Annotated in this window: 17 protein-coding genes; 7 read left to right on the forward strand and 10 right to left on the reverse strand. The window is 69.8% G+C overall.

What is annotated here, in order from left to right; genetic code table 11:
• Positions 1 to 327: 327 nt before the first annotated feature.
• The 3 genes from BLS85_RS06700 to mdoH all read left to right on the forward strand — a co-directional run bounded on the left by BLS85_RS06700 (position 328) and on the right by mdoH (position 4,524).
• The gene (locus BLS85_RS06700; protein ID WP_092784180.1) at positions 328 to 1,926 is read left to right on the forward strand and encodes an OpgD/OpgG family glucan biosynthesis protein; all 1,599 of its coding nucleotides are present in this window, start codon (positions 328 to 330) and stop codon (positions 1,924 to 1,926) included.
• 17 nt (positions 1,927 to 1,943) lie between these two features.
• Positions 1,944 to 2,375: a hypothetical protein gene (locus BLS85_RS06705; RefSeq protein ID WP_143027115.1), complete on the forward strand. Its 432-nt coding sequence runs from the start codon at positions 1,944 to 1,946 to the stop codon at positions 2,373 to 2,375.
• Between the two features lie 79 nt (positions 2,376 to 2,454).
• Complete coding sequence (mdoH, locus tag BLS85_RS06710) at positions 2,455 to 4,524, forward strand: glucans biosynthesis glucosyltransferase MdoH (protein ID WP_092784185.1); 2,070 nt, start codon at positions 2,455 to 2,457, stop codon at positions 4,522 to 4,524.
• A 7-nt stretch (positions 4,525 to 4,531) separates the two neighbouring features.
• Here mdoH and BLS85_RS06715 read toward each other — a convergent pair whose 3' ends face one another.
• The 3 genes from BLS85_RS06715 to BLS85_RS06725 all read right to left on the reverse strand — a co-directional run bounded on the left by BLS85_RS06715 (position 4,532) and on the right by BLS85_RS06725 (position 8,285).
• The gene (locus tag BLS85_RS06715; protein WP_092784188.1) at positions 4,532 to 5,995 is read right to left on the reverse strand and encodes a RimK family protein; all 1,464 of its coding nucleotides are present in this window, start codon (positions 5,993 to 5,995) and stop codon (positions 4,532 to 4,534) included.
• The gene (locus BLS85_RS06720) at positions 5,992 to 7,155 is read right to left on the reverse strand and encodes a peptidase C39 family protein (RefSeq protein ID WP_218128328.1); all 1,164 of its coding nucleotides are present in this window, start codon (positions 7,153 to 7,155) and stop codon (positions 5,992 to 5,994) included. Before BLS85_RS06720 ends, BLS85_RS06715 begins: the two co-directional genes overlap by 4 nt.
• Before the next feature lie 161 nt (positions 7,156 to 7,316).
• Complete coding sequence (locus BLS85_RS06725) at positions 7,317 to 8,285, reverse strand: calcium/sodium antiporter (RefSeq protein WP_092784195.1); 969 nt, start codon at positions 8,283 to 8,285, stop codon at positions 7,317 to 7,319.
• A gap of 277 nt (positions 8,286 to 8,562) precedes the next feature.
• Between BLS85_RS06725 and opgC the strand changes: the two genes are divergently transcribed.
• Positions 8,563 to 9,687 (forward strand): OpgC domain-containing protein, encoded by a 1,125-nt coding sequence (opgC, locus tag BLS85_RS06730; RefSeq protein ID WP_092784198.1) that lies wholly within the window; start codon positions 8,563 to 8,565, stop codon positions 9,685 to 9,687.
• A gap of 356 nt (positions 9,688 to 10,043) precedes the next feature.
• On the opposite strand, the gene cobF is transcribed toward opgC, so the two are convergent.
• Positions 10,044 to 10,844, reverse strand: coding sequence for a precorrin-6A synthase (deacetylating) (gene cobF / locus BLS85_RS06735; protein ID WP_092784745.1), 801 nt, complete (start codon positions 10,842 to 10,844; stop codon positions 10,044 to 10,046).
• Positions 10,845 to 10,848: 4 nt separating this feature from the next.
• On the reverse strand, positions 10,849 to 12,087 hold the full coding sequence (gene cbiE / locus BLS85_RS06740; RefSeq protein ID WP_092784201.1) for a precorrin-6y C5,15-methyltransferase (decarboxylating) subunit CbiE: 1,239 nt from the start codon (positions 12,085 to 12,087) through the stop codon (positions 10,849 to 10,851).
• Between the two features lie 207 nt (positions 12,088 to 12,294).
• On the opposite strand from cbiE, the gene BLS85_RS06745 reads away from it, so the two are divergent.
• The 3 genes from BLS85_RS06745 to cobJ are packed head-to-tail and all read left to right on the forward strand — an operon-like array spanning position 12,295 to position 15,396.
• Complete coding sequence (locus BLS85_RS06745) at positions 12,295 to 12,927, forward strand: precorrin-8X methylmutase (protein WP_092784204.1); 633 nt, start codon at positions 12,295 to 12,297, stop codon at positions 12,925 to 12,927.
• Between the two features lies 1 nt (position 12,928).
• Positions 12,929 to 13,672, forward strand: a complete 744-nt coding sequence (locus BLS85_RS06750) for a precorrin-2 C(20)-methyltransferase (RefSeq protein ID WP_092784207.1) — start codon at positions 12,929 to 12,931, stop codon at positions 13,670 to 13,672.
• On the forward strand, positions 13,669 to 15,396 hold the full coding sequence (cobJ, locus tag BLS85_RS06755) for a precorrin-3B C(17)-methyltransferase (protein WP_092784210.1): 1,728 nt from the start codon (positions 13,669 to 13,671) through the stop codon (positions 15,394 to 15,396). Before BLS85_RS06750 ends, cobJ begins: the two co-directional genes overlap by 4 nt.
• On the opposite strand, the gene BLS85_RS06760 is transcribed toward cobJ, so the two are convergent.
• The 5 genes from BLS85_RS06760 to BLS85_RS06780 all read right to left on the reverse strand — a co-directional run bounded on the left by BLS85_RS06760 (position 15,369) and on the right by BLS85_RS06780 (position 21,137).
• A complete protein-coding gene (locus tag BLS85_RS06760) occupies positions 15,369 to 15,575 on the reverse strand; it encodes a DUF433 domain-containing protein (protein ID WP_092784213.1) in 207 nt (68 codons plus the stop codon). The two genes, cobJ and BLS85_RS06760, sit on opposite strands and share 28 nt — an antisense overlap.
• A gap of 315 nt (positions 15,576 to 15,890) precedes the next feature.
• A complete protein-coding gene (locus tag BLS85_RS06765) occupies positions 15,891 to 16,646 on the reverse strand; it encodes a cobalt-precorrin-6A reductase (protein ID WP_092784216.1) in 756 nt (251 codons plus the stop codon).
• Entirely contained in the window at positions 16,636 to 17,736 is a 1,101-nt protein-coding gene (gene tcuB, locus BLS85_RS06770) for a tricarballylate utilization 4Fe-4S protein TcuB (RefSeq protein WP_092784219.1), read from the reverse strand. The genes BLS85_RS06765 and tcuB overlap by 11 nt, the downstream gene beginning before the upstream one ends.
• Positions 17,723 to 18,988 (reverse strand): FAD-dependent tricarballylate dehydrogenase TcuA, encoded by a 1,266-nt coding sequence (gene tcuA, locus BLS85_RS06775; protein WP_245699120.1) that lies wholly within the window; start codon positions 18,986 to 18,988, stop codon positions 17,723 to 17,725. The genes tcuB and tcuA overlap by 14 nt, the downstream gene beginning before the upstream one ends.
• Before the next feature lie 301 nt (positions 18,989 to 19,289).
• Positions 19,290 to 21,137 carry a TRAP transporter permease gene (locus tag BLS85_RS06780; RefSeq protein ID WP_245699121.1) on the reverse strand — a complete coding sequence of 616 codons (1,848 nt, stop codon included), beginning with the start codon at positions 21,135 to 21,137 and terminating at the stop codon, positions 19,290 to 19,292.
• Positions 21,138 to 21,139 lie beyond the last annotated feature (2 nt).

A 21,139-nucleotide genomic window follows, 5' to 3' on the forward strand; every position in this document is an offset into this window, starting at 1 on the left:
TCGCGATAGTGACGCAGCCCCTGGTTAAGTGGTCCGGGTTGAGGTCGAGGCCGCGTGATGGTGCGGCCGGCGGGGGGCGGCGGGTCGGGACCCTGTTCCCCGCGGGATGACATGTTTCTGCCACAAAGCCGCGTGTGGATGACCATTATCGTGACATAGAGTGGGGCCTTACTCTGCTGTTTGCGAAGGGCCCTTTCCGTGCAGGTCGATGGCGGACATCCGTACCGCCCATGACGATCCGACCGCACGATCAAGCTCGTTCGCCGCGATGTCATCGATCTGGCCGTCGCCTCCGTCGGCCGCTAGGCGCCTGGAGTCCTCCCCAACATGTCGCCCGGTCCCGCTTTCTTTTGTGGTGGTAAGAATATCCCCCGGCGTGCGGTCCTGTCAGGGATTGCCGGTCTGGCCGGGGCGGCCGGCGGTGCGTTTTTGCCGTTGCCTTTGGCCCATGCCCAGGACGCGGATGGTTTCTTCGCGCGTCTGACGGATCGGGCGGCCCGCCGCGCGGCGACCCCCTACGATCCGTCGGCCAAGGACATCCCGCAGGCGTTGGCGGACTTGAGCTACGACGCCTTGCGCGACATCCGGTTCGACCCCCGTCAGGCCATCTGGAGAGGCGAGACGCCGTTCGAGATCCAGCTTCTGCACCTGGGTCGCTACCTGCGGACGCCGGTTCGTGTTCACACCGTCGAGAACGGGCGCGCGACTCCGCACGCATACCGTCCCGACCTGTTCAGCTACGGTCGGACAGGCCTGGACCCGGAGACGTTCGGTGATCTCGGGTTTTCCGGGCTGCGGGTCCACCACGCCCTCAACGATCCCGCCGTCATGGATGAGTTGATCGTGTTCCAGGGCGCCAGCTATTTCCGCGCCCTCTGCGCCGGGGCCGTCTATGGCCTGTCGGCGCGCGGTGTCGCGGTCAACACCGCCCGTCCGGAGGGCGAGGAGTTCCCCGGCTTCACTGACCTTTACGTGGAACGGCCGACGGCTGCGGCCCAGTCCATCGTGCTGTACGCCCTGCTCGACGGCCCGTCGCTGGCGGGCGCCTACCGGTTCGAGGTCACACCGGGGACCACGACCGTGACGTCCGTCCAAGCCCGGCTGTTCGCGCGCCGGCCGGTGGAACAGCTGGGAATCGGGGCGTTGACCAGCATGTTCGACTTCGCGCCGATCGACCGGGTCGGCGTCGACGACTTCCGGCCACGGGTTCATGATTCGCAGGGGCTCGGCATGCAGACCCGATCCGGGGAGTGGCTGTGGCGACCCCTCAACAATCCTGATCGCCTTGAGGTGAACGTGTTCCGGTTTGTCGATCCGGCCGGGTTCGGATTGATGCAGCGGGTGCGCCGCTTTGATCGCTATCAGGACCTTGAAGCCCGATACCATCAGCGGCCCAGTGCCTGGGTCAGTCCGCGGGGTCCGTGGGGAGAGGGCGAGGTCATTTTGGTCGAGATTCCGACACCGGATGAGACCAATGATAACATCGTGGCGTTCTGGAAACCGGCCGTGCCCTTCGAGCCGGGTCGGCCGGTGTCGCTGGACTACGACATCCAGTGGACGCTGGACGGACCGAAACCCGATCTGGCCTGGTGCCTCGACACGGCGGCCGGTCATTACGGCCTGCCTTCGACGGAGCTGGACGACACCACGCGTCGGCTTGGTCGCAAATGGGTGATCGATTTCGTCGAGGGCCCGCTGCGCACCCTCAGAACGGCCGAGGATGTCGCGGTGATCACATCCGCCGACTGGGGCCGGGTCGAGGGGGTGGCGCATGTTCTGAACCCGGACACGGGCGGGGTGCGAGTCTTTCTGGACACGATGGCCAAAGGGGCCGGCCCCATGAACCTGCGGTGCCATCTGGCCCGTGACGGAGCGCCCGTCTCCGAAACCTGGACCATGCAATGGCGTCCGCCTGCAGCCGCTTGAGGGGGAAGATCGAACTGATGATGCCGCTTTCGCCCCTAGGTTTGGACATTCTGCTCGCCGAGAAGGCCCGGACCTACCTGACCGCCGCGCATCACATGGATACGGCGGCCGCCGATCCTATCGCCCGACAGGCCGCCTGGCGGGTGATGGCCGGGCTGAGACCGTCCCGAGTCCAGCGGGCTTTCCCCATCGTTGTTGGTGTGGCACGTCATATGGCGCTGGCCTTGCCGAGCCCTGATGGGGCCGCGGTTCGGCCGCCGATCGCCACGCGGTGCGGCCGGCCGATGCAGAGGCAACCCCTCGACCCCCTGACCCTCGAAGAGCTGAAGGATCATTCGCGCCAGCGTGGTCGCTGGCTGGTTGGACGCCTACCGCGCATGCGCTCCCTGGTCTGGGGGCTGACGGTGGCGGCGATTTCCGTGGTCCTTTTGCCCGGGATGACGCACTGACGCGCGGCCGTTGCGAGACAGCCTCTCCGCACGGGAGAGCGGCTCAAGCGGTCTGTTCGGGCTCACGGAGGAGCCGACCATGGTGACGCATCGTCGCCTGTTTCTATTCTGCGTGGCCGTGATCACGATGGCTGCGACGCTGTCGTTCGTGCAGGTGCTGGCCGCGAACGGCCTGTCGCTGCTGCATGTCGCGCTGACCGTCGTGTTCGTGCCGCTGGCCGCCTGGCTGGCGCAGTCATTCTGCACCCTGACGGCCGGTGCGTTCCTGCTGATCTGGCAGCGCCTGCGCCGACGCGGTTCGCCGCCGGGAGGTCTCGAGGACCGGGCGGCCGGCCTGGATCCCGTCCTGCCCCGGGTGGCCCTGGTTATGCCGGTCTACAACGAGACCACCGCGCGGGTTTTCGCCGGGGTCGCCGCCATGCGGGACGATCTGGCCGCGCTGGGCGTGGCCGCGCGATTCGATGTCTTCGTGCTGTCGGACACGACCGACCCGGATGTCTGGCTGGCCGAATGCGAGGCGTGGCACGACGAGTGCCAGCGGGGGGAGAGCCTGCCCGCCCTGTACTACCGGCGGCGCCTCCACAACCTCCGCCGCAAGACCGGCAACATCGAGGATTTCGTCGAGCGCTGGGGCGGGGCCTATGGGGCCATGATCACCCTGGACGCGGACAGCCTGCTGGAGGCCCGCACCATCTGGTCCCTGACCCGGCGTCTTGATGCCTCGCCCGGGACCGCCTTGATCCAGGCGGCGCCCAAGCTCGTGCGGGGCGAGACCCTGTTTGCGCGTCTGCTGCAGTTCGCCGGCGACGTCTACGGTCCCCTCAGTGCCGCCGGCATCGCCTTCTGGGCCGGTGGCGAGGGGAACTACTGGGGCCACAACGCGATCATCCGCCTGAACGCCTTTGCCGCCTGCTGCGGCCTTCCGAAGCTGCCGGGACGAGAGCCCCTAGGCGGCGAGATTCTGAGCCACGACTTCGTCGAGGCCGCCCTGTTGCGGCGCGCCGGGTGGCGGGTGGAAATGGCCTGGGATCTGGCCGGCAGTTACGAGGAGCCGCCGCCGACCCTGTCCGACTTCATGATTCGCGACCGGCGCTGGTGCCAAGGCAACCTGCAGCACGGGCGCATTCTGTTTGCCCGCGGCCTGCACTGGGTCAGTCGGGCGCACCTGATGACCGGGATCATGAGCTATCTCACCTCGCCGCTGTGGTTCGTGTTCCTGATCCTGGCCGGATTGCAGGCCTGGACCCTGTCGGTGGCCGAGCCGGTGTATTTCCGTGCCGGCACGCCCTGGCCGACCTGGCCGATCTCGCAGGAGGAAGAGGCCGCCGCCTTGCTGGCGGCCATGATGGGTCTGCTGTTCCTGCCCAAGCTGTGGGGCTTGCTGCTGGCCTTGACCAATTCCCGCGACCGGGCGGCCCGGGGCGGCGCGGGCCGGCTTGTGATCGGGGTGCTGGTCGAGACCGTTCTGTCAGCCCTGATCGCCCCCATTATGATGATCCGCCACACGCGCTTCGTAGCCGCCATCTTGACGGGCTCCGGGGTGGACTGGACCCCGCAGCGCCGCACGGCCGGACGCCAGACTCTGCTCGGCGCCGCACGCGCCAATGTGGATGTGCTGGTCATCGGCGTGGCGGCAACGGTGGCGGTCCTGCTCTATGCCCCGGCGCTGGGGTGGTGGCTGGTGCCCGTGCTGGCCGGCCTGGTGAGCGCACCGTGGCTCTGCTTGCTCCTGGATAGCGGCAAGTCCGGCGGGCCCCTGGCGCGCTGGGGTCTGCTGGGCATTCCCGAAGATCGCGTGCCGCCGCCCGTCTTGACGCTGGCGAACGAGCACGAGGCGCGGCTGAGCGCACTGCTGGCCAGCGCGACGCCGGCCGACCGCTTCGCCGCCGTGTTGCTGGATCCGGTCAGGAACGCCCGGCACTGCGCGCTGGTGAACGAGGCGGGTGGCGGCTCCGCGCTACCACCGGAGGTCGCCCGTCGCGCTGAAGTGATCGCGGTCCACCTGGAACAGGCGGCCCTGACCCGGGACGAACGCCGCGCCTTGCTGGAGCGGCCGAACCGTCTGCGCCGGGCGCATGATCAGATCTGGGCGAACCGCGACGGCGGCCTCTCGGGCACGCCGGGACCGGAACCGAACGTGGCCGCCTGACGGCGCCTTACCGGCCCTCCAGCTTGTGCAGGAACCACTGCAGAATCGCGCGCCACAGCGCGTCTTTCAGGACCGCGCCCTCGATGCTGCTGTCCAGGTTGGGGTTGTCGTTGATTTCGATGACAAACACCCCACGATCATTCTGCTTCAGGTCCACGCCGTACAGGCCGGTCCCCATTAGCGCGGCCGCCCGGACGGCGGTGTCAACGACCTCGGCCGGGGCGTTCTCGACGGCGAACGTGCGGAATCGGCCTTCGTCGATCCGCCCCGTCTCGCCATGGTGGATGATCTGCCAGTGCTTCCTGGCCATCATGTACTGGCAGGCGAACAGCGGCTGTCCGCCCAGCACGCCCACGCGCCAGTCGAACTCGGTCGGCATGAACTCCTGCGCCAACAGCAGGTCGGTCTGCTGAAACAGGTCCTGCGCCAGGACACCAAGCGCGCTCCGGTCGGCCACCTTATGCACGCCCCGACTGAACGAGCCGTCCGGAATCTTGACCACCATCGGGAACCCCAGCACATCGGCGGCCCTGCTCAGGCCGGCGCCGCCGGCCATCACCACCGACCGGGGCATCGGCAGCTTGGCCGCCTCCAGCCGTTCCTTCAGGTAGACCTTGTTCGTACAGCGGACCATCGAGGTTGTGTCGTCGATCACCGGCATGCCTTCCTGCTCGGCACGCCGGGCGAAGCGGAAGGTGTGATCGTTGACCGACGTGATCTCGCGGATGAACAGGGCATCGAATTCGGCCAGCCGGGGCAGGTCGCGCTGCTGGATGGGCTCCACCTCGATCCCCATGCGGGCGCCGACCTGGGCCAGCCGTTCCAGGGAACTCCGCTTGGTCGGCGGCATGGCCTCCCGGGGGTTGTGCAGGACGGCCAGACTCCAGCGCAGGGGGACCTTTGTTTTCGGCGCGCCCCAGGTCCGCCTGCAATGCCGGGCCAGGGCCTCGACGAGGAACTCGCGCTCGGCCGGCTTCAGGCGGTGCGGCGGCAGCGGGCGCAGGCGCTTGACCCGCAACCAGTCGCCGGCGCCGACCGACACTTCGATCAGCGGACACCGGAACCAGTCGAACAGCAGGGTCGCGAAGCGCTGGAAGCCGGGGTCCGTCGGCAGGCCGAAGCCGACCAGCAGGCGGAAATCCTGATCCGGTCGCGCTGGCAGCTTGCGGGCGTCCTTGTTCAGGGCCTCTTCCAGGTCGGGCAATGCCGCCGCGTACAGCGCCTTGCGCGACAGTTCCAGCATGGTCTGGACGGTCGGCAGCACCCGATGGCCGCGCGCCTCCGCCAGCAGCGAGGCATAATAGCCCGCGCTCTGGTAGGCATACCCGCGCGCCAGATTGATCACGATGGGCCGCAGCCCCTGGAACAACTCCGGCTTGGCGAGGTAGTCCCGCACGGACAGGACCTTGTGCGGCGTGCTGGCCTGATCGAAATCGGCCCCGCGTTCGGTCAGGATGACCCAGTCGCTCATCGGGCGCCTCCCCGTCGAACAACAAGGGCGGCGCGCAGCCGGGCGCGTCCCCACCGCGACATGCGGTCAAAGGCGGCCAGGGGAATGGGCAACGCCGACGCCGCGACTTCCGTTTCCATGTGATCCCGCTCCACCCAGGGGTCGTGAATGAGGACGCTGTTTCCGGCGCGCCCATAAACCAGGACCCAATGGGGCGTCCGGCTCCGCAGCATGCGGTAATGACTGACCAGAACGAGCACCACGGCTCCCGTGTCAAGAGCCTCCTGCAACAGGGCCGGGTTCAAGGGCGTGTGATGGATGGGAAGGCCGAGATCATGGGCCTCGGCCGCGTAGTCGGCCTGTATCAGGGCGATGGCCTCGCGCCGGTCCGGCGCCCGGACACTGTCCACGAAAAACGGCCCCTCCTGGTTGACGAAAACCTCGACGGCAAAGCCGCGACGCACCAACGCGACCGCCATGCCGACGGGTTCGCACCCGCCGTGACCGGCCTGCATGAACACCGTCGTTGCTTCCCGCCACAGCCGAAACTCGGCGGTCCGATCAAAGGGGATCGAGGGGTCCAGGGCGCGCATGGCCATCATCATGGCGGCCGGGCCGCAGGTGAAGTCCGTCGTCTGGGCATAGTAGGGCGGCGCGTCGGGTGTCCGCGCGGAGGCAATCAGGGATTTCTGAAACCGAAGCGCCTCGCAATGATCCTCATAGTAGTCGAGGTACCGGCCGAACGGCCTGTATCCCCGTCGGCGGTACAGGGCGATCGCCTCCGCGTTGTCGTCGCGGACCTCCAGGCGGATGACCACGCAGTCCCGGTCTCGCGCCGCGTTCTCGGCGGCCCCCATCAGGGACCCGGCGAGGCCGCGCCGCCGCGCCCACGGCATGACGGCCATGGAGTACAGACGCGCGGAGGCGGTCCCGCTGCGATACAGCACCAGGGCATAGCCTGCCAGGCGGCCGTCGATGTCCGCCACCAGCAGGCTCGCCCGTCCCTTTTCGATGAAACTTCGAAAACTGCGGCGGGTCAGGCGGTCGGTCTCGAAACAGGCGACCTCCAGAGCCGTCAGCGCGTCGAGATCGGCGGGGACGGCCGGCCGGATCTTGGGGTGTGCCGGCGCGGGTGTCGGCGCGGGGGCATCGTTCGGCATTGCCGGTTGAACGCCTGTCACGTCAGTCAGTCTCCATCGTCGCCCCGAGTGCATGGATCCAGACAAAAAGATGCAGCGAGCATCATGTGTCTGGATCGAAGAATGTACTAGATTCATAAAGTTGTGCAGCGACGTTTGCCGTCAAGGGTGTAACCCTTGACGGCGTCGCTGCACTCGCGGGGTCAGAGCGGCGCCGCCATCAGGCCGGTCCCAAGCCAGACGATATACCCGCCGTAAAGTGCCAGGAAGACGCCACCCTCGATCCGACTCAGGCGCCAGCCGGTCACCGCGAAGACGATCAGGAGCAGGGTCGCGCCAAGCATGACCCAGATGTCCATCGCCGCGATCTGTGGCGGGACCGGGATCGGGTGAACCGCGGCGGTGACGCCCAGGATGCCCAGGGAATTGAAGATGTTGCTGCCGATGACGTTGCCGAAGGCCACATCGGATTGGCGGCGGATCGCGGCGACCACGGACGTGACCAGTTCAGGCAGGGAGGTGCCCACGGCCACCACGGTCAATCCCAACACGGTTTCCGAAACCCCGAAGGTGCGGCCCACCGCGATGGCGCCCTGAACAAGGAACTGTGCCCCCAGCAGGATCAGGGCGAGCCCACCCACCGCGAACACGATGGCGAGCCACAGGCTTTGCGGCCGGGGTTCCGCCGCCGAGGCTTCCCCGGCGTGCATGGCCGACGATGCGTCGGACACCGTCCGTTCCCGGAGGTAGGTGAAGGTCAGATAGGCGATCAGCAGCCCGACCAGAGCCAGGCCGGACAGGCGATCCAGCGATCCGACCAGGACGACGCCGAGACAGGCCAAGGCCGACACCAGAAGGACCGTTCCGTCGCGCGTGAAGGCGGATCGGGAGGTGGCCATGGGGCAGATCACCGCCGCCACACCGAGGATAAGGAGGATGTTCGCCGTATTGCTGCCCACCACGTTGCCGACCGCGATGCCCGGCGACCCCGCGAACGTGGCCTGAAGGGATGTCAGCAGTTCCGGTGTGGAGGTGCCGAACCCGACCAGGGTCAACCCGATCAACAGCGGCGACATGCGCAGCCTCTGGGCGATGGACACGGCCCCCCGGACGAGGGAATCGCCGCCGAGCAGCAACAACAACAGACCGCCAAGCAAAGACGCATACATCATGGCGAAGACCCTGTGCGATGCCGCCTTGCGATCGACACAAGCCGGCTCTAAACGTCTGATCCACGGAGAACGATTGGCCCAGAGGGCACTGTAAGGCCCGTATCCGACCGCCACCGTTTATCACGCGGGCGGGTCATGGAACCGAGGCGACACCGTATGCGGCCGTGTGTTCGGCCGCCCCGAAGACTGCAATATGTTGTGTGCCGGTCCCCAAAACGAACGCCATTCGTGGTACCCATCAGGGCTATCCGGACAGACACTCGGAGGATGACTCGGAATGTCCAAAAGGGATTTGGCGCTGGACGCCTTAAGGGGTCTTTTTATTTTTATTATTACTGTCGACCACATGCAAGGCATTATTGTATATTTTACATGGCAGACATTCGGGTTCGCCTCGGCTCTGCCGGGTTTCCTATTCCTGTCCGGTTATCTTGTCGCAAGGGTTTACGGCGGCCTCATGCTGCGGCGGGGCGTATTGTCCGGCCTGCGAAAAATGGCGCTGCGGGTCTGGAAGATCTATCTCTGGCACGCCGCGTCCGTGCTGGTCGTGGTCGGAGGAACGATGGCCCTGGCGTGGGTGGGGCTCGGCATCGAGCACCGGATGGCGACGCTGCAATCCCTTGCGGGGCTTCTGATGCTTGAGCATCTGAACGCCTATTTCAATATCCTGCCCTTGTACCTTTTCTTTCTGGCGTTGGCCGCGCTGCTTCTGCTTCTTTTTTCCCGCTACCCCCTTCTGATGGCCGTGACAGGCGTCCTGATCTGGGCGCTGGCCCCGGTGGTGCCGTCCGTCTTGCATCCATGGGGGAGCACGGCGCTGTTGCAGCCGCTGTCCTGGCAGGTGGTCTTCACCCTGGGGCTGGCCTTGGGGCTGTTCCAGGTGCAGGGCGGGCATTTTCGGTCGCCGCCATGGCTGACAATGATCGCCGCGGGTCTCGCCCTACTGTTTTTCGCTCTACGCTGGCACATCCTGGAGTTCGAGGATGTCGGGTTGGATCCGGGCCTGTTTGAGCGGGACGCCCTGGGGGTGGGCCGGCTGCTGAACATCCTGTGTCTGATCGTTCTGATCACCTGGGCGTGGCCGCGCCTGAAGCCGTGGCTGGAGCGGCGTCGTCTGCTCGTGATGGTCGGTCAGGCCAGCCTGGCCGCGTTCAGCCTGCAAATCATGATCGTCTATTATCTGGGCATGATCCGGCGCGGATTGGTCCCCTACACAAGGCCGGGCTTTCAGGACCTGGTCCGGCTCGACGTCGATTGGCCGAGTGTCGTCTACCTCCTGATGTTCGATGGGCTCTCGGTCTTCCTGGTCGCCCTGTCGACATCCTGCGTTGGTTTTATGGCAATCCCCCTTCGATTCAAGCGTTCGCCGTCTCCAGAGCGGGAGCGCGGCGTCAGGGCCTGACCGCCTTGACAGTCCTGTTCGCGGGCCCACGCGGCGTGTCCGTGACAATGGGACGCGACCATCGCCACCGGTGCCCGCGTCGGTCACGCCAACACCCGCGCTTGCGCCAACCCCCTTACGCGACCGCGTTCCGGCATCGCCCGGGCCAATCATCACGTTGCCGGTCATGGGCAGGCCCTCCCCGAGGGGGAGCGAACGCGCTGGGCGACAGGAACCGCTCGCGCTTACGTTTCGGGTCCTAGCCCACATGGCGGCACGGTTTGACGCCGTCCGTCAGGTCGAGAGCCGCCCCACGGTAGCTCCAGAAAGCGAATGTCCGGCGGCAACAGCGTCCCCGCCGGGTGAGATCAAGCGCCCTATCCGTCCCCGTCTGTGCGAGAGGAGCCCTTGGCCCGTTGGCGCCGCCGCAGGATGTAGGTGTCCATGACCCAGCCCTTGCGGGCGCGCTGGGTCTTGATGGTCTCGGCGATGCGGTCGGCCGTCCCGTCCAGGGGGCCGGCGATCAGGATCTCGTCCGGGCTGCCGACGTCGCCGCCCCAGAAGATGTCCATGTCCGGCTGGTCGCGCAGCCGCATGAAGGCGTCGCGCGAGTCCAGCATCACCACGCTGTTGTGGACCGCCGCCGGATCCCCGGTCTCGATCTGGCGGCCGGTGGTGATGACGATCTCCTCGCCGACGCGGTTCAAAGGGATTCGGTGCTTGGCGGTCAGGGCCTGGATGCAGGTGATGCCGGGGATGACCTCGAAGGCGATGTCGTCGCGGCCCTTGGCGATCAGGTCGTGCAGGTTCTGCATCGTGCCGTCGTACAGCGCCGGGTCGCCCCACAGCAGGAAGGCGCCGGTCTCGCCGTCCTTCATGTTGGCGTCGATCAGGTCGGCGATCACCTGCGTGCGGCGGTGGCGCCAGTCCTCGACCGCGCCCTGGTAGTCGGCCGAGGCGCGGTCGCGCCTGGGGCTGGCGCCGGTGGCGATGCGGTAGGAGCGGTCGCCGGCATGCTCGGCGAGGATCTCGCGCCGGAACCGGATCAGGGAATCCTTGCCGTCGCCCTCCTTCTCCAGGAAGAAGAACACGTCGGTGCGCCGGATCGCCTTGACGGCGGCCAGGGTTAGGGCGTCCGGATCGCCCGGCCCGATGCCGATGAGCAGGATCGTTTTCATCACTTCACTTTGACTCTGTGTCGGGGCCGGGGGTCGGCTTGCGCAGGGAAAGCAGGGTCACGGGCATCGCCGGGCGCCAGCCGTGGAAGCCGCCCAGCGGTTTGGCGTGCGCCACGGACAGCCGGGTCAGGTCGCCGCCGAGGCGCGCGTGGCGGTCGAGCAGGGCCGCTTCTCCCTCCAGCGTCACCGCGTTGGCCACCAGCCGGCCGCCGGGCTTCAGGGCTTCCCAGCAGGTTTCGAACACCCCCTCGACGGTCACGCCGCCGCCGATGAACACGGCGTCGGGCGGCTCCAGGCCGTCCAGCGCCGCCGGGGCCTCGCCGGCGATGATCGTCAGGCCGGGGACGCCCAGGGCGTCGCGGTTGCGGGCGATGTGCTCGCGGCGGTCGGCGCGGGCCTCGACGGCGAAGGCCCGGCACGCCGGGTGGGTGCGCATCCACTCGATGCCGATGGAGCCGCAGCCGGCGCCGACGTCCCACAGCAGCTCGCCGGGGCGCGGCGCCAGCCGGGACAGGGTCACCGCGCGCTGATCCCGCTTGGTGATCTGGCCGTCGTGGTCGAAGGCGTCGTCGGGCAGGCCCGCCAGCCGCGACAGGCCGCCCGCGCTGCCGGAGTCGGCCGTGCACGACACGGCGATCACCGCCAGATCCGCGCCGGGCGGGTGCGGCCAGTCGGCAGCGGGGCCATCCAGCCGGTGGTCTCGCGGCCCGCCCAGGTGTTCCAGCACGGTCAGGGCGCTGGCGCCGAAGCCGCGCGCCGTCAGCAGGGCCGCCACCTGGGCCGGGGTGTCGCGGTTTTCGGCCAGCAGCAGCAGGCGGACGCCGTCGTGCAGCAGCGGATGCAGCGCCGCCAGCGGGCGGCCGTGCAGGGGCAGGGTGGTCACCTCGTGCAGCGCCCAGCCCATCCGGGCCGCCGCCAGCGACACCGACGACGGCGCCGGGAAGACGCGCATCTCGGCGGCGGGGAGTCGTTTCGCCAGGGTGGCGCCCAGGCCGAAGAACATTGGGTCCCCGCTGGCCAGCACGCACAGCGGCGCGCCCCGCCGCGCCAGCACCCGGTCATAGCCGTCGGCGAACGGCGTCGGCCAGGTCTCGCGGGTCTGGCCCGGGATGTCCGGCAGCAGGGCCAGATGGCGCGCGCCGCCGGTCATCACGGGCGCGTCCCGCACGGCCCGCCGGGCCGCCGCGCCCAGGCCGTCCCATCCGTCCTCGCCGATGCCGACCACCGTCAGCCAGGGGTCCATGATCCCTCTCACCCGTCGTTCCGGGAACCGAGCGTGGTGATACGCCCCGGGGCCACGTCCTGACAACCCGTGCCGCGTCCTGGGGGCGCGGACCGGTTTACGGTTTCGCGCGCGCGGGGCTCGGTGTAGATAACGCCTCGCGACATCGGATGCTTCTCCGGTCCGTTCCCGGAGAGGCGCCGGCCTCTTTTCTGCGCGGAGTCCGCCATGAACGCCTACAGCCGCGACGCCCACGAGATCTACCGGCAATCCTTCGCCATCATCCGATCCGAGGCGGACCTGAGCCGCATTCCCGCCGACCTGGAGGCGGTGGCGGTGCGCGTGGCCCACGCCTGCGGCATGCCCGACGTGATCGACGACCTCGTGTTCTCCGAGGGGGCCGGAACCGCCGGCCGTGCGGCGCTGGAGGCCGGTGCGCCCGTCCTGTGCGACTGCCGCATGGTGGCCGAGGGCATCACCCGCGCCCGCCTGCCGGCCGACAATGCCGTGGTCTGCACCCTGAACGATCCGGCCGTGCCGCAGATGGCCCGGGACATGGAGACCACCCGCTCGGCGGCGGCCGTCGAGCTGTGGCGCCCGCATCTGGGCGGGGCCATCGTGGCGATCGGCAACGCGCCGACGGCGCTGTTCCACCTGCTGACCCTGCTTGACGATCCAGACACGCCGCGCCCGGCGCTGGTCCTGGGCTTCCCGGTGGGCTATGTCGGCGCCGTCGAGTCCAAGGAGGCGCTGGCCGCCGACAGCCGGGGGGCGCCGTTCGTCGCCCTGCGCGGCCGGCGCGGCGGCAGCGCCATGGCCGCCGCCGCCGTCAACGCGTTCGGGCGGGAGGCCCACGGCTGAGATGAGTCACCAGAAAGGACGCCTGTTCGGTCTGGGCGTCGGTCCCGGCGATCCCGAACTCATCACGGTGAAGGCCCTCAATCGCCTGCGGGCGGCGCCGGTGGTGGCCTTCCCGAGCGCGCCGGGGCGCAAGGGGCATGCGCTGACCATCACCGAGGGGTATCTGCGGCCGGAGCAGATCCTGCTGCCCATGGTCTTCCCGGTGACCATCGAGACGCCCTCGACCTCGCCGGACTATGAACGTCTGGTGCGCGACTTCTACGACCGCAGCGCGGAGGAGATCGCCGCCCACCTTGACGCCGGGCGCGACGTGGCCGTGCTGTGCGAGGGCGATCCGTTCTTCTACGGCTCCTACATGTACCTGCACGACCGGTTGTCGGGCCGCTACGAGACCGAGGTGGTGCCGGGCGTGTGCTCCATCCTGGCCGGGGCGTCCGTGCTGGGGACGCCCCTGGTCTACCGGGAGCAGGTCCTCGCCGTGTTGTCGGGCGTGATGTCGGAAGACGACCTGCGCCGCCGCCTCGCCGATGCCGACGCGGCGGTCGTGATGAAGCTGGGGAAGACCTTCGCCAAGGTCCGCCGGGTCATCGCCGACATGGGCCTGATGGACCGCGCGCTCTACGTGGAGCGGGCGACCATGGCCAGCCAGCGCGTCCTGCCGCTGGCCGAGGTGGCGCCGGAGACCGTGCCCTACTTCTCCCTCATCCTCATCCCGGGCCGGACCTGGTCGGGGCCGGGCGGATGACGGCCGACGCCGAACAGCCCGCCGCCATCGTCGTTCTGGGGCAGGGCAGCCTGGAGACGGCGCGGCGCATCCAGGCCGCGTTGCCCGAGGGCACGCGGGTGCATGGGCTGGCCGGGCGGGTCGAGGGCGCCGACATCGCCTACGACGGCTTCGGCGAGACGCTGCGGGGGCTGCACCGGGACGGCGTTCCCCTGGTGGCGCTGTGCGCCAGCGGTATCGTCATCCGCGCCCTGGCGCCGCTGTTGCAGAACAAGCGGGTGGAACCGCCGGTGCTGGCCGTGGCCGAGGACGGCAGCGCCGTGGTGCCGCTGCTGGGCGGGTTGCAGGGGGTCAACGGGCTGGCGCGCCGCATCGCCGACGCCCTGGGCGTCGCGCCGGCCATCACCACCACCGGCGACGTGCGCTTCAACGTCACGCTGGAGGCGCCGCCGGCCGGCTATGTGGCGCGCGATCCGGGGGCGTCGAAGGCGTTCATGTCCGACCTGCTCGGCGGCGCGTCGGTGCGGCTGGAAGGGCGCGCGCCCTGGCTGGCGGAGAGCCGGCTGCCGTTCACGCCGGACGGGGCGCGGTGCATCCGTGTTACGCCCGACGACCGCGCGCCGGAGGACGGCACGCTGGTGTTCCATCCAAAAACGGTGGTGGTCGGTCTGGCCGGCGGAGGGGAGGACCTCCCCGACCGGGTGACGGCGGCGCTGGCGGCGACCGGGCTGGCGCCGGCGGCGGTGGCGATGGTGCTCGCGCCGGCGGGTGAGGCGGCCCGCAAGGACGTCCAGCGGGTGGCGGATGTGTTGGGGTGTTCCGTCCGGTTCGTCCCGGATGCGACCGACCCGTCCGCTCTGGTCGCGGCGGCGGTGCCGGAGGCCGACCGCGATCGTCCGGTGTGGTCGGACGGAGCGGTCGCGATCGCGGTCGCCCGCGCGCCTGATCTGGTGCGTTCGGTGGGGCGTCCGCGCGGGCATCTGGCGGTGGTGGGTCTGGGGCCGGGCGGCGCCGACCTGCTGGCCCCGGCGGCGCGCGAGGCGCTGCGCCGCGCCGATCACTGGGTGGGCTACGAGTTCTATTTGCAGATGGCGGAGCGTCTGGTCGGCGCGCCGCGACCGGGGCAGGCGGTCCATCCGTCAGACAACCGCGAGGAACTGGACCGGACCCGGCACGCCCTTTCGCTGGCGGCGGCGGGCGCGCGGGTGGCGGTGATCTCGTCGGGCGATCCGGGCATCTTCGCCATGGCGGCGGCGGTGATGGAGGCGTTGCAGGACGCCGCCGATCCGACCTGGCACGGGGTCGCGGTGGCGGTGGTGCCGGGCATCACGGCGGCGCAGGCGGCGGCGGCGCGGGTGGGCGCGCCGCTGGGGCATGACTTCTGCGTCCTGTCGCTGTCGGACAACCTGAAGCCGTTCGACGTTATCCTGGAGCGGCTGGAGCACGCCGCCCGCGCCGATCTGGCGATGGCGCTCTACAATCCGGTCTCCAAGGCGCGGCCCTGGCAACTCGGGCGGGCGCTGGACCGGCTGCGGACCGTGCGGGCACCGGACACGCCGGTGGTGCTGGCCCGCGACGTGGCGCGTCCGGACGAGGCGGTGCGGGTCACGACTCTGGGCGCCGTGCGGCCGGAGGACGCCGACATGCGCACCGTGATCCTGGTCGGCTCGTCGGCCACGCAGACCTTTCCCCGTCCGCTGGACGGCGGCGCGTGGGTCTATTCGCCAAGGTGGTACGGGCAATAGCGGAGAGCCTGGAGAATGTCCTTGCGTTCCAGGTAGGGGTAGGCGGCTAGGACCTCGTCCACGCTATGGCCGGCGCCAATCTGTCCGACGATCATGCCGACGGTGACGCGCATCCCGCTAATACAGGGCTTTCCGCCCATGACGGTGGGGGTGTGCGTGATGCGGTCGAACGGACCCATGCCTCCCTCCAGATCGGGGCAGGAGTATCGCCCCATAGCCTCATCAAGGTCGGCGCGCGTAGCGTGAACGTCAAGATTGATGAGTGCGTGTCAACGAATGCGTTCAAGTCACCCAGGGCAATCGGGTAAAGGCACCTTTGTCGAAATGCGGGATTGGGTAGGGCGGGTTCGCGCCGAAGGCGCAACCCGCCGCATCGGCGCCACATGGCGGATTGCCCCGCTTCGCGGGTCGAATCCGCCCTACCCGAATGAAAGAAGGTGGCGCGTTCCGTCCCACGGGACACAATCACCGCGTCTTTGCGACCACACGGCCCTTCACCCGATTGCCCTGTCAAGCCACCCCGTTGCCGCGTCCACGGTCGCGACGGTGACGGTCTCGGGCCGCCGGGGACGGTCGCGCATGACCACCCGCACCCCCAGGGCGCGGGCGGCGGCCAGCTTGGACTCCGTGGCGCCGCCGCTGTTCTTGCAGACGATGGTGTCGATCCGCTGGTCGCGCAGCAGGGCGGTTTCGTCCTCCAGGCTGAACGGGCCCCGCGCCAGCAGAAGCTCGGCATGCGTAAAGGGCGGCATCGGGTCGGGGGCCTGGACGGAGCGGATCAGCATCCACACGTCGGGCAGCACGGCGAAGGGCGCCACCTCCTGCCGGCCCACCGCCAACAGCACGCGCTGGGCTCGGAGCGTGCGCAGGGCGTCCACGGCCGCGTCCCAATCCGGCACCAGGGTCCAGGCGTCGCCGTCGCGGGGCACCCACTTCGGTCGTTCCAGGCGCAGCAGCGGGACGCCCGTGTCGGCGCAGGCGGTGGCGGCGTTCCAGCCCATGCGGCGGGCGAAGGGGTGGGTGGCGTCGATCACCGCCGCGATCCCCTGGTCCGTCAGCCAGCGGGCCAGCCCCTCCGGCCCGCCGAAGCCGCCGACGCGCATGTCCCCGGCCGGCGGACGCGGATTGGCGGTGCGCCCGGCCAGCGAGGAGACCGGATCCCAGCGGCCGTCCGCCACCAGGGCCTCGGCCAGGGCATAGCCCTCCGTGGTGCCGCCCAGGATGAGCACGCGGGGCCGGTCAGCGGTCATCGTGGCGGCGATCCTCTTTCTGGCGGTCGATGGCGGCGCGCAGCAGCGCCAGCGCGCGGAACGGCGCGTGCATCATCTTCCCAAAAGGCAACGTGACGAAAAAGGCCAGCACGGTTCCCAGGTGCAAGGCCAGCAGCATCCCCATGGCGGCGGTCTCCCGCAAGGCCAGCAGGGCCAACCCGCTGGCGGCGGCGGCGCCCAGCACGGCCAACAGGGTCCACTCGGCCGTCCGGGTCTCCGGGGCCTCCGGCGCCGGGTCGGCGCGGTGCTTGATCCAGGCCAGGGCCGCCACGCCGGCCAGCAGCGCCACCCCGCCCCCCGTGCCCAGCAGCACCGGGGCACTGGTCCAGGGGTAGGGGGCGCGCATCCCCAGCAGGTGGTGGGACACGGCCGCCGCCAGCGTCGCGGCGACGGTCAGCAGGAAGCCCCACAAGACCAGATGGTGCGCGTGCCGGCGTCCGCCGGAGAAGCCGTCGTCGCGGTCGTTGCAGCCGACACCGCCGCCGCTCAGGTTCCGCAGGGTGAGGATGTCGCGAAGGGTCGCCGGCAGCGCCCGCGCGACCTGTCGCGGCGTCCCCCCGCCGATGGCGCGCCAGAACCGCGCCATGGCGAGCGCGACCGGCCACAGCGGTGCCAGCAGCGCCAGCGCCGCGCCCCAGACCATGGCGCCGCGCGGGATCACGGCGTGGAAGGCGCCCGGTCCCCGGTGCGCCGCGAACAGGACATCCGCCGGCACCAGCAGCACGGCCAGCACCGGCACCAGCAGGGTCGCGGCCAGGGCAAAAGCCGCCGGCCCGCCGGGCGGTGATCCCACCCCCACGAACCGCCGCCACGACAGCGCCCGCACCCGCGCCAGTGCCGCCGGCAGCGCCACGGCGAAGGCGTGCGGCGGCCGGTACTGGCAGGCGTACCAGCAGTTCCGGCAGTGATGGCACAGGTTGGCGAGGTACATCAGGTCGGCATCGGTCAGGGCCGGTCGCGCGTCGGCGGCGCGGAACACGTCGCAATAGCCGTTGCAGTACTTGCAGACGACACAGACCGTCATCTGCCGCCGCGCCTCGGCCAGGATATCCGCGTCACGCGAGGGCATGGCGCGCCGCCGCCTCCCCGGCGCGGCGGCCGAACACCGCGCACACCGTCAGGGCGGTTCCCGACAGGTAGCGTCCGCCCAGCACCGCCGGAGCCATGATCATGCCGGCGGCGAACAGGCTCGGCAGCGGCGCCCGCGCGGCGTCCAGGACCCGCCCGTCGGCGTCCGTCCGCACGCCCAGGCCGGTGAAGGTGAGGCCGGGGCGGATGGAGACGACATGCCAGGGCGGTCCGCCGGGCGGTCCCTCGCGGCGGAGCGTGTCGGCCAGAGTCGCGGGGTCAAGCGCGAGGGCGCGGGCCAGGGTCTCGGTTTCGGGCATAATCCGGGGGGCATACACCCGCCGGCCCAGACGCGCCAGCCCGGCGTCGTCCAGGATCACATGGGCGATCCCGCCCGGGCACCCGGCCACCAGCCGCCCCCAGCCCGAGTATCGCGCCGAGCCGGTCTCGTGGGCGGCGTCGCGCACCGGGCAGCCGTCGCGGTCGAGCACCAAGCCCCACGCCATGCCGTCGGCGCGGGTGACGATGCCGCCGTCGTCCGCCGGGGCGCGGGCGTCGACGGCGACGAGATGGGCGTGCGCCGCGTCTCCCGCCGGAGCCGCCCCCAGGTCCAGCAGCGCCCGCAGCAGGCGGCCGTCCGCATGCGGTGTTCCCCGGTTGAGGACCCCGTCGGCGGCGGATCCGAAGGCCTCGCGCACCCAGGCCCGGTTGGCCTGGAACCCACCCGTGCCAGCGACCACCGCGCCGGCGGTTACCTCGGTCCGGCCGCCGTCGCCGCACAGGACGGCGCGTCCGTCCGGCGCTACCTCCTCGACGGCGGTTCCTTGGAGCACCCGCACCCCCAACGCCCCGGCCGTTCGGGCCAGCGCGTTGACCATCGCCGTGCCGCCGCCCAGCAGGAACACCGTGCGCCGCGAATAGGGCAGGGCGTCCCCCGCGCGCGGCTGGAACGCGACCCCCTGCGCCGTCAGCCAGCGGGGCAGATCCCGGGAGTCGCGCGCCAGAGGGGCGACCAGGGCGGGATCGGCGCCGGGGTCGGCCCGCCGCAGGTCGGCCTCGAACTCGGCCACCGGGTAGCCGTCCGGGACGAAGGCGGACGGCCCGTCGTGGGCGACGCGGATGTTGCGGCCGTGACGGGCGTTGCCACCCTTCAGGGCTTCCGGGGCGGCATCGACCATCCAAACCGAGGCGCCGGCGCGGCGCGCGGCGATGGCGGCGCACAGCGCGGCCAGACCGCCTCCGGCGACCAGCACATCGGGGCCATTCCGTGGGTCGGCCCGAGCGCTTTCCGTTATCCTCGTCTCAGCCATCCCGAACACGCCTGACCATCGGTTGGTGCCTTTCGGTGGCGGATCGGGACCCAATCATCCGGACTCCGTATCAGGTGCCACCAACGCCGACGGTCCAGGCCGAAAAACGGGGCCCCGGGATCGCCGGGCGGCTGCGTCTTTCTAGGGCGCGTTGTGTGAGTCGACCCTCACCCAGCGCGCCCTAGGAATTTGATGTTCAAGCACATCGTGGTCGTGATCCGTTCCGGATCGCGCGGGATCCGCTCTAGAACCCACCGATGAAGATGACGGCGGCGCCCAGGGCCAGGGCCAACGGCCGGCTCCACCAGCGCCGGAAGGGGTCGATGGCCGCGAAGCTGATCAGCCAGACGCCGGCGCCGACCTTCAACGCGGCCAGAACGCTCAACAGGGGCTCGGTGCCCAGATTGAGCAGCGACGGGTTGGCGACGAAGCCCAGCGGCACGATGAACAGCCCGATGCCAAGCTGCATGGATCGGAGCGAAACCGGAATCCAGGGGGTCTTGGCGATCCCGGCGGCGATGAAGACGTTGCCGCAGACCGGCGGCGTGATGGTGCACAGCAGGGCATACCAGAACACGAACATGTGGGCGTACAACTCGGGCAGGCCCAGTTCGACCAGCGCTGGCCCGGCCACCGCCACGGCGATGATATAGGCCGCCGTGGTCGGCAGTTCCATGCCCAGGACCAGGCTCGCCAGTCCGGTCAGCAACAAGGCCAGCCAGAGATCCCCGCCCGAGGCCGACAGGATCAGCGAGGTGATCTTGACCCCCACGCCGGTCATGTTGAACACGCCCACGATCAAACTGGCGCAGACGATGATGGCGGCGATGTTGGCGACCTGACGGCCCGCGTCGGCCACACCGGTCAGGATGCGGGACAGCCAGCCCGACAGCGAAATCCGCCCGTTCGGATCGGCGGCCAGCATCAGAACCGTCGTGACGATGGCCACGGCGGCGGCATAGGGCGGCGTGAATTTCGTGAAGGCCAGGAAGAAGATCAGGATGGCGAACGGCACCAGGAAAAACGGCACCGTGCGCGCGACGATGCCCCAGCCCGGCATGTCGGTCGAACCCAGGGGCCGCAGGTCCAGGCGGATGGCGAACTGATGCACCCCCCACCACGCGGTCAGGAAGAACAGCGCCGCCGGCAGGGTGGCCGCGCCCATGATCTCGATGTAGGGGCGATGCAGCAGCTCGGCCATGACGAAAACGGTCGCCCCCATCAGGGGCGGCATGATCTGTCCGCCGGTGGAGGCCACGGCCTCGACGGCGGCGGCCAGACTGGGCGGATACCCCAGCCGCTTCATGGCCGGGATGGTGACCATTCCGGTGGAGGCCGTGTTCGCCGCCGCCACGCCCGATATGGTGCCGTACATGGCGCTGGAGAGCACCGCGACCTTCGCCGCCCCGGCGCGAAAGCGCCCGGCCACCTGCTGGGCCAGCGACATGAATCCGGTGCCGGCGGCGCCGGCGGAGATGAACGCGCCGAGGATGATGAAGGGCGCGATGACATTGACCGAAACGCCGGTCAGGCTGCTCCACAGGCCCCCTTCGGTGATCACCAGCGTGCCCAGGAAGTAAGACACCGGCAGTTCGCCATGGCCGAAATGCCCCGGCACTAGATGGCCGAAGGCGCCGTACAGCAGCACCACGGTGGCCACCGCCGGCAGCACCGCCTTGATGGCGCGCCGCGCCATCTCCAGCACGGTGACGATCAGAATGACGGCCACCGCCATCTGAAGCCCGCCCTCCAGCGAGCCATACTGCTCCGCCAGCGGTTTGTGGGAGACGACCAGATAGGCGCAGGACGCCAGCCCCAGCCCGGCCAGCAGATACCCCGACCAGCGCGCCAGCGGGCCGTCCGTTTCGCGCAGGAAGAAGACCCAGGGAACGGCCAGCATCAGGTGGATGGGCCGCGTCACCAGATGCGGCAGCAGGCCGGCGAACACCAGATACAGATGAAAGGCGACCGTCGCCGTGCCGAACAGCAGCGGCACCGCGCCGATGGCCCGGATGGTCTCGCGCGGGGACGGAGCGACCCCACCGGCGGCGGGGCCGGTGGGGTCGTCGAGCGGGCTGTCTCGATGGATCACGG

The sequence above is a fragment of the Rhodospira trueperi genome (genome assembly GCF_900101965.1).
Taxonomy (GTDB): Bacteria; Pseudomonadota; Alphaproteobacteria; order Rhodospirillales; family Rhodospirillaceae; genus Rhodospira; species Rhodospira trueperi.

Bases quoted from the DNA above. Each gene is read 5' to 3' on its own strand.
- BLS85_RS06700 (WP_092784180.1), top strand. From the start codon at position 328: ATGTCGCCCGGTCCCGCTTTCTTTTGTGGTGGTAAGAATATCCCCCGG.
- BLS85_RS06705 (WP_143027115.1), top strand. From the start codon at position 1,944: ATGATGCCGCTTTCGCCCCTAGGTTTGGACATTCTGCTCGCCGAGAAG.
- mdoH (WP_092784185.1), top strand. From the start codon at position 2,455: ATGGTGACGCATCGTCGCCTGTTTCTATTCTGCGTGGCCGTGATCACG.
- BLS85_RS06715 (WP_092784188.1), bottom strand. From the start codon at position 5,995: ATGAGCGACTGGGTCATCCTGACCGAACGCGGGGCCGATTTCGATCAG.
- BLS85_RS06725 (WP_092784195.1), bottom strand. From the start codon at position 8,285: ATGATGTATGCGTCTTTGCTTGGCGGTCTGTTGTTGTTGCTGCTCGGC.
- opgC (WP_092784198.1), top strand. From the start codon at position 8,563: ATGTCCAAAAGGGATTTGGCGCTGGACGCCTTAAGGGGTCTTTTTATT.
- cobF (WP_092784745.1), bottom strand. From the start codon at position 10,844: ATGAAAACGATCCTGCTCATCGGCATCGGGCCGGGCGATCCGGACGCC.
- cbiE (WP_092784201.1), bottom strand. From the start codon at position 12,087: ATGGACCCCTGGCTGACGGTGGTCGGCATCGGCGAGGACGGATGGGAC.
- BLS85_RS06745 (WP_092784204.1), top strand. From the start codon at position 12,295: ATGAACGCCTACAGCCGCGACGCCCACGAGATCTACCGGCAATCCTTC.
- BLS85_RS06750 (WP_092784207.1), top strand. From the start codon at position 12,929: ATGAGTCACCAGAAAGGACGCCTGTTCGGTCTGGGCGTCGGTCCCGGC.
- cobJ (WP_092784210.1), top strand. From the start codon at position 13,669: ATGACGGCCGACGCCGAACAGCCCGCCGCCATCGTCGTTCTGGGGCAG.
- BLS85_RS06760 (WP_092784213.1), bottom strand. From the start codon at position 15,575: ATGGGTCCGTTCGACCGCATCACGCACACCCCCACCGTCATGGGCGGA.
- BLS85_RS06765 (WP_092784216.1), bottom strand. From the start codon at position 16,646: ATGACCGCTGACCGGCCCCGCGTGCTCATCCTGGGCGGCACCACGGAG.
- tcuB (WP_092784219.1), bottom strand. From the start codon at position 17,736: ATGCCCTCGCGTGACGCGGATATCCTGGCCGAGGCGCGGCGGCAGATG.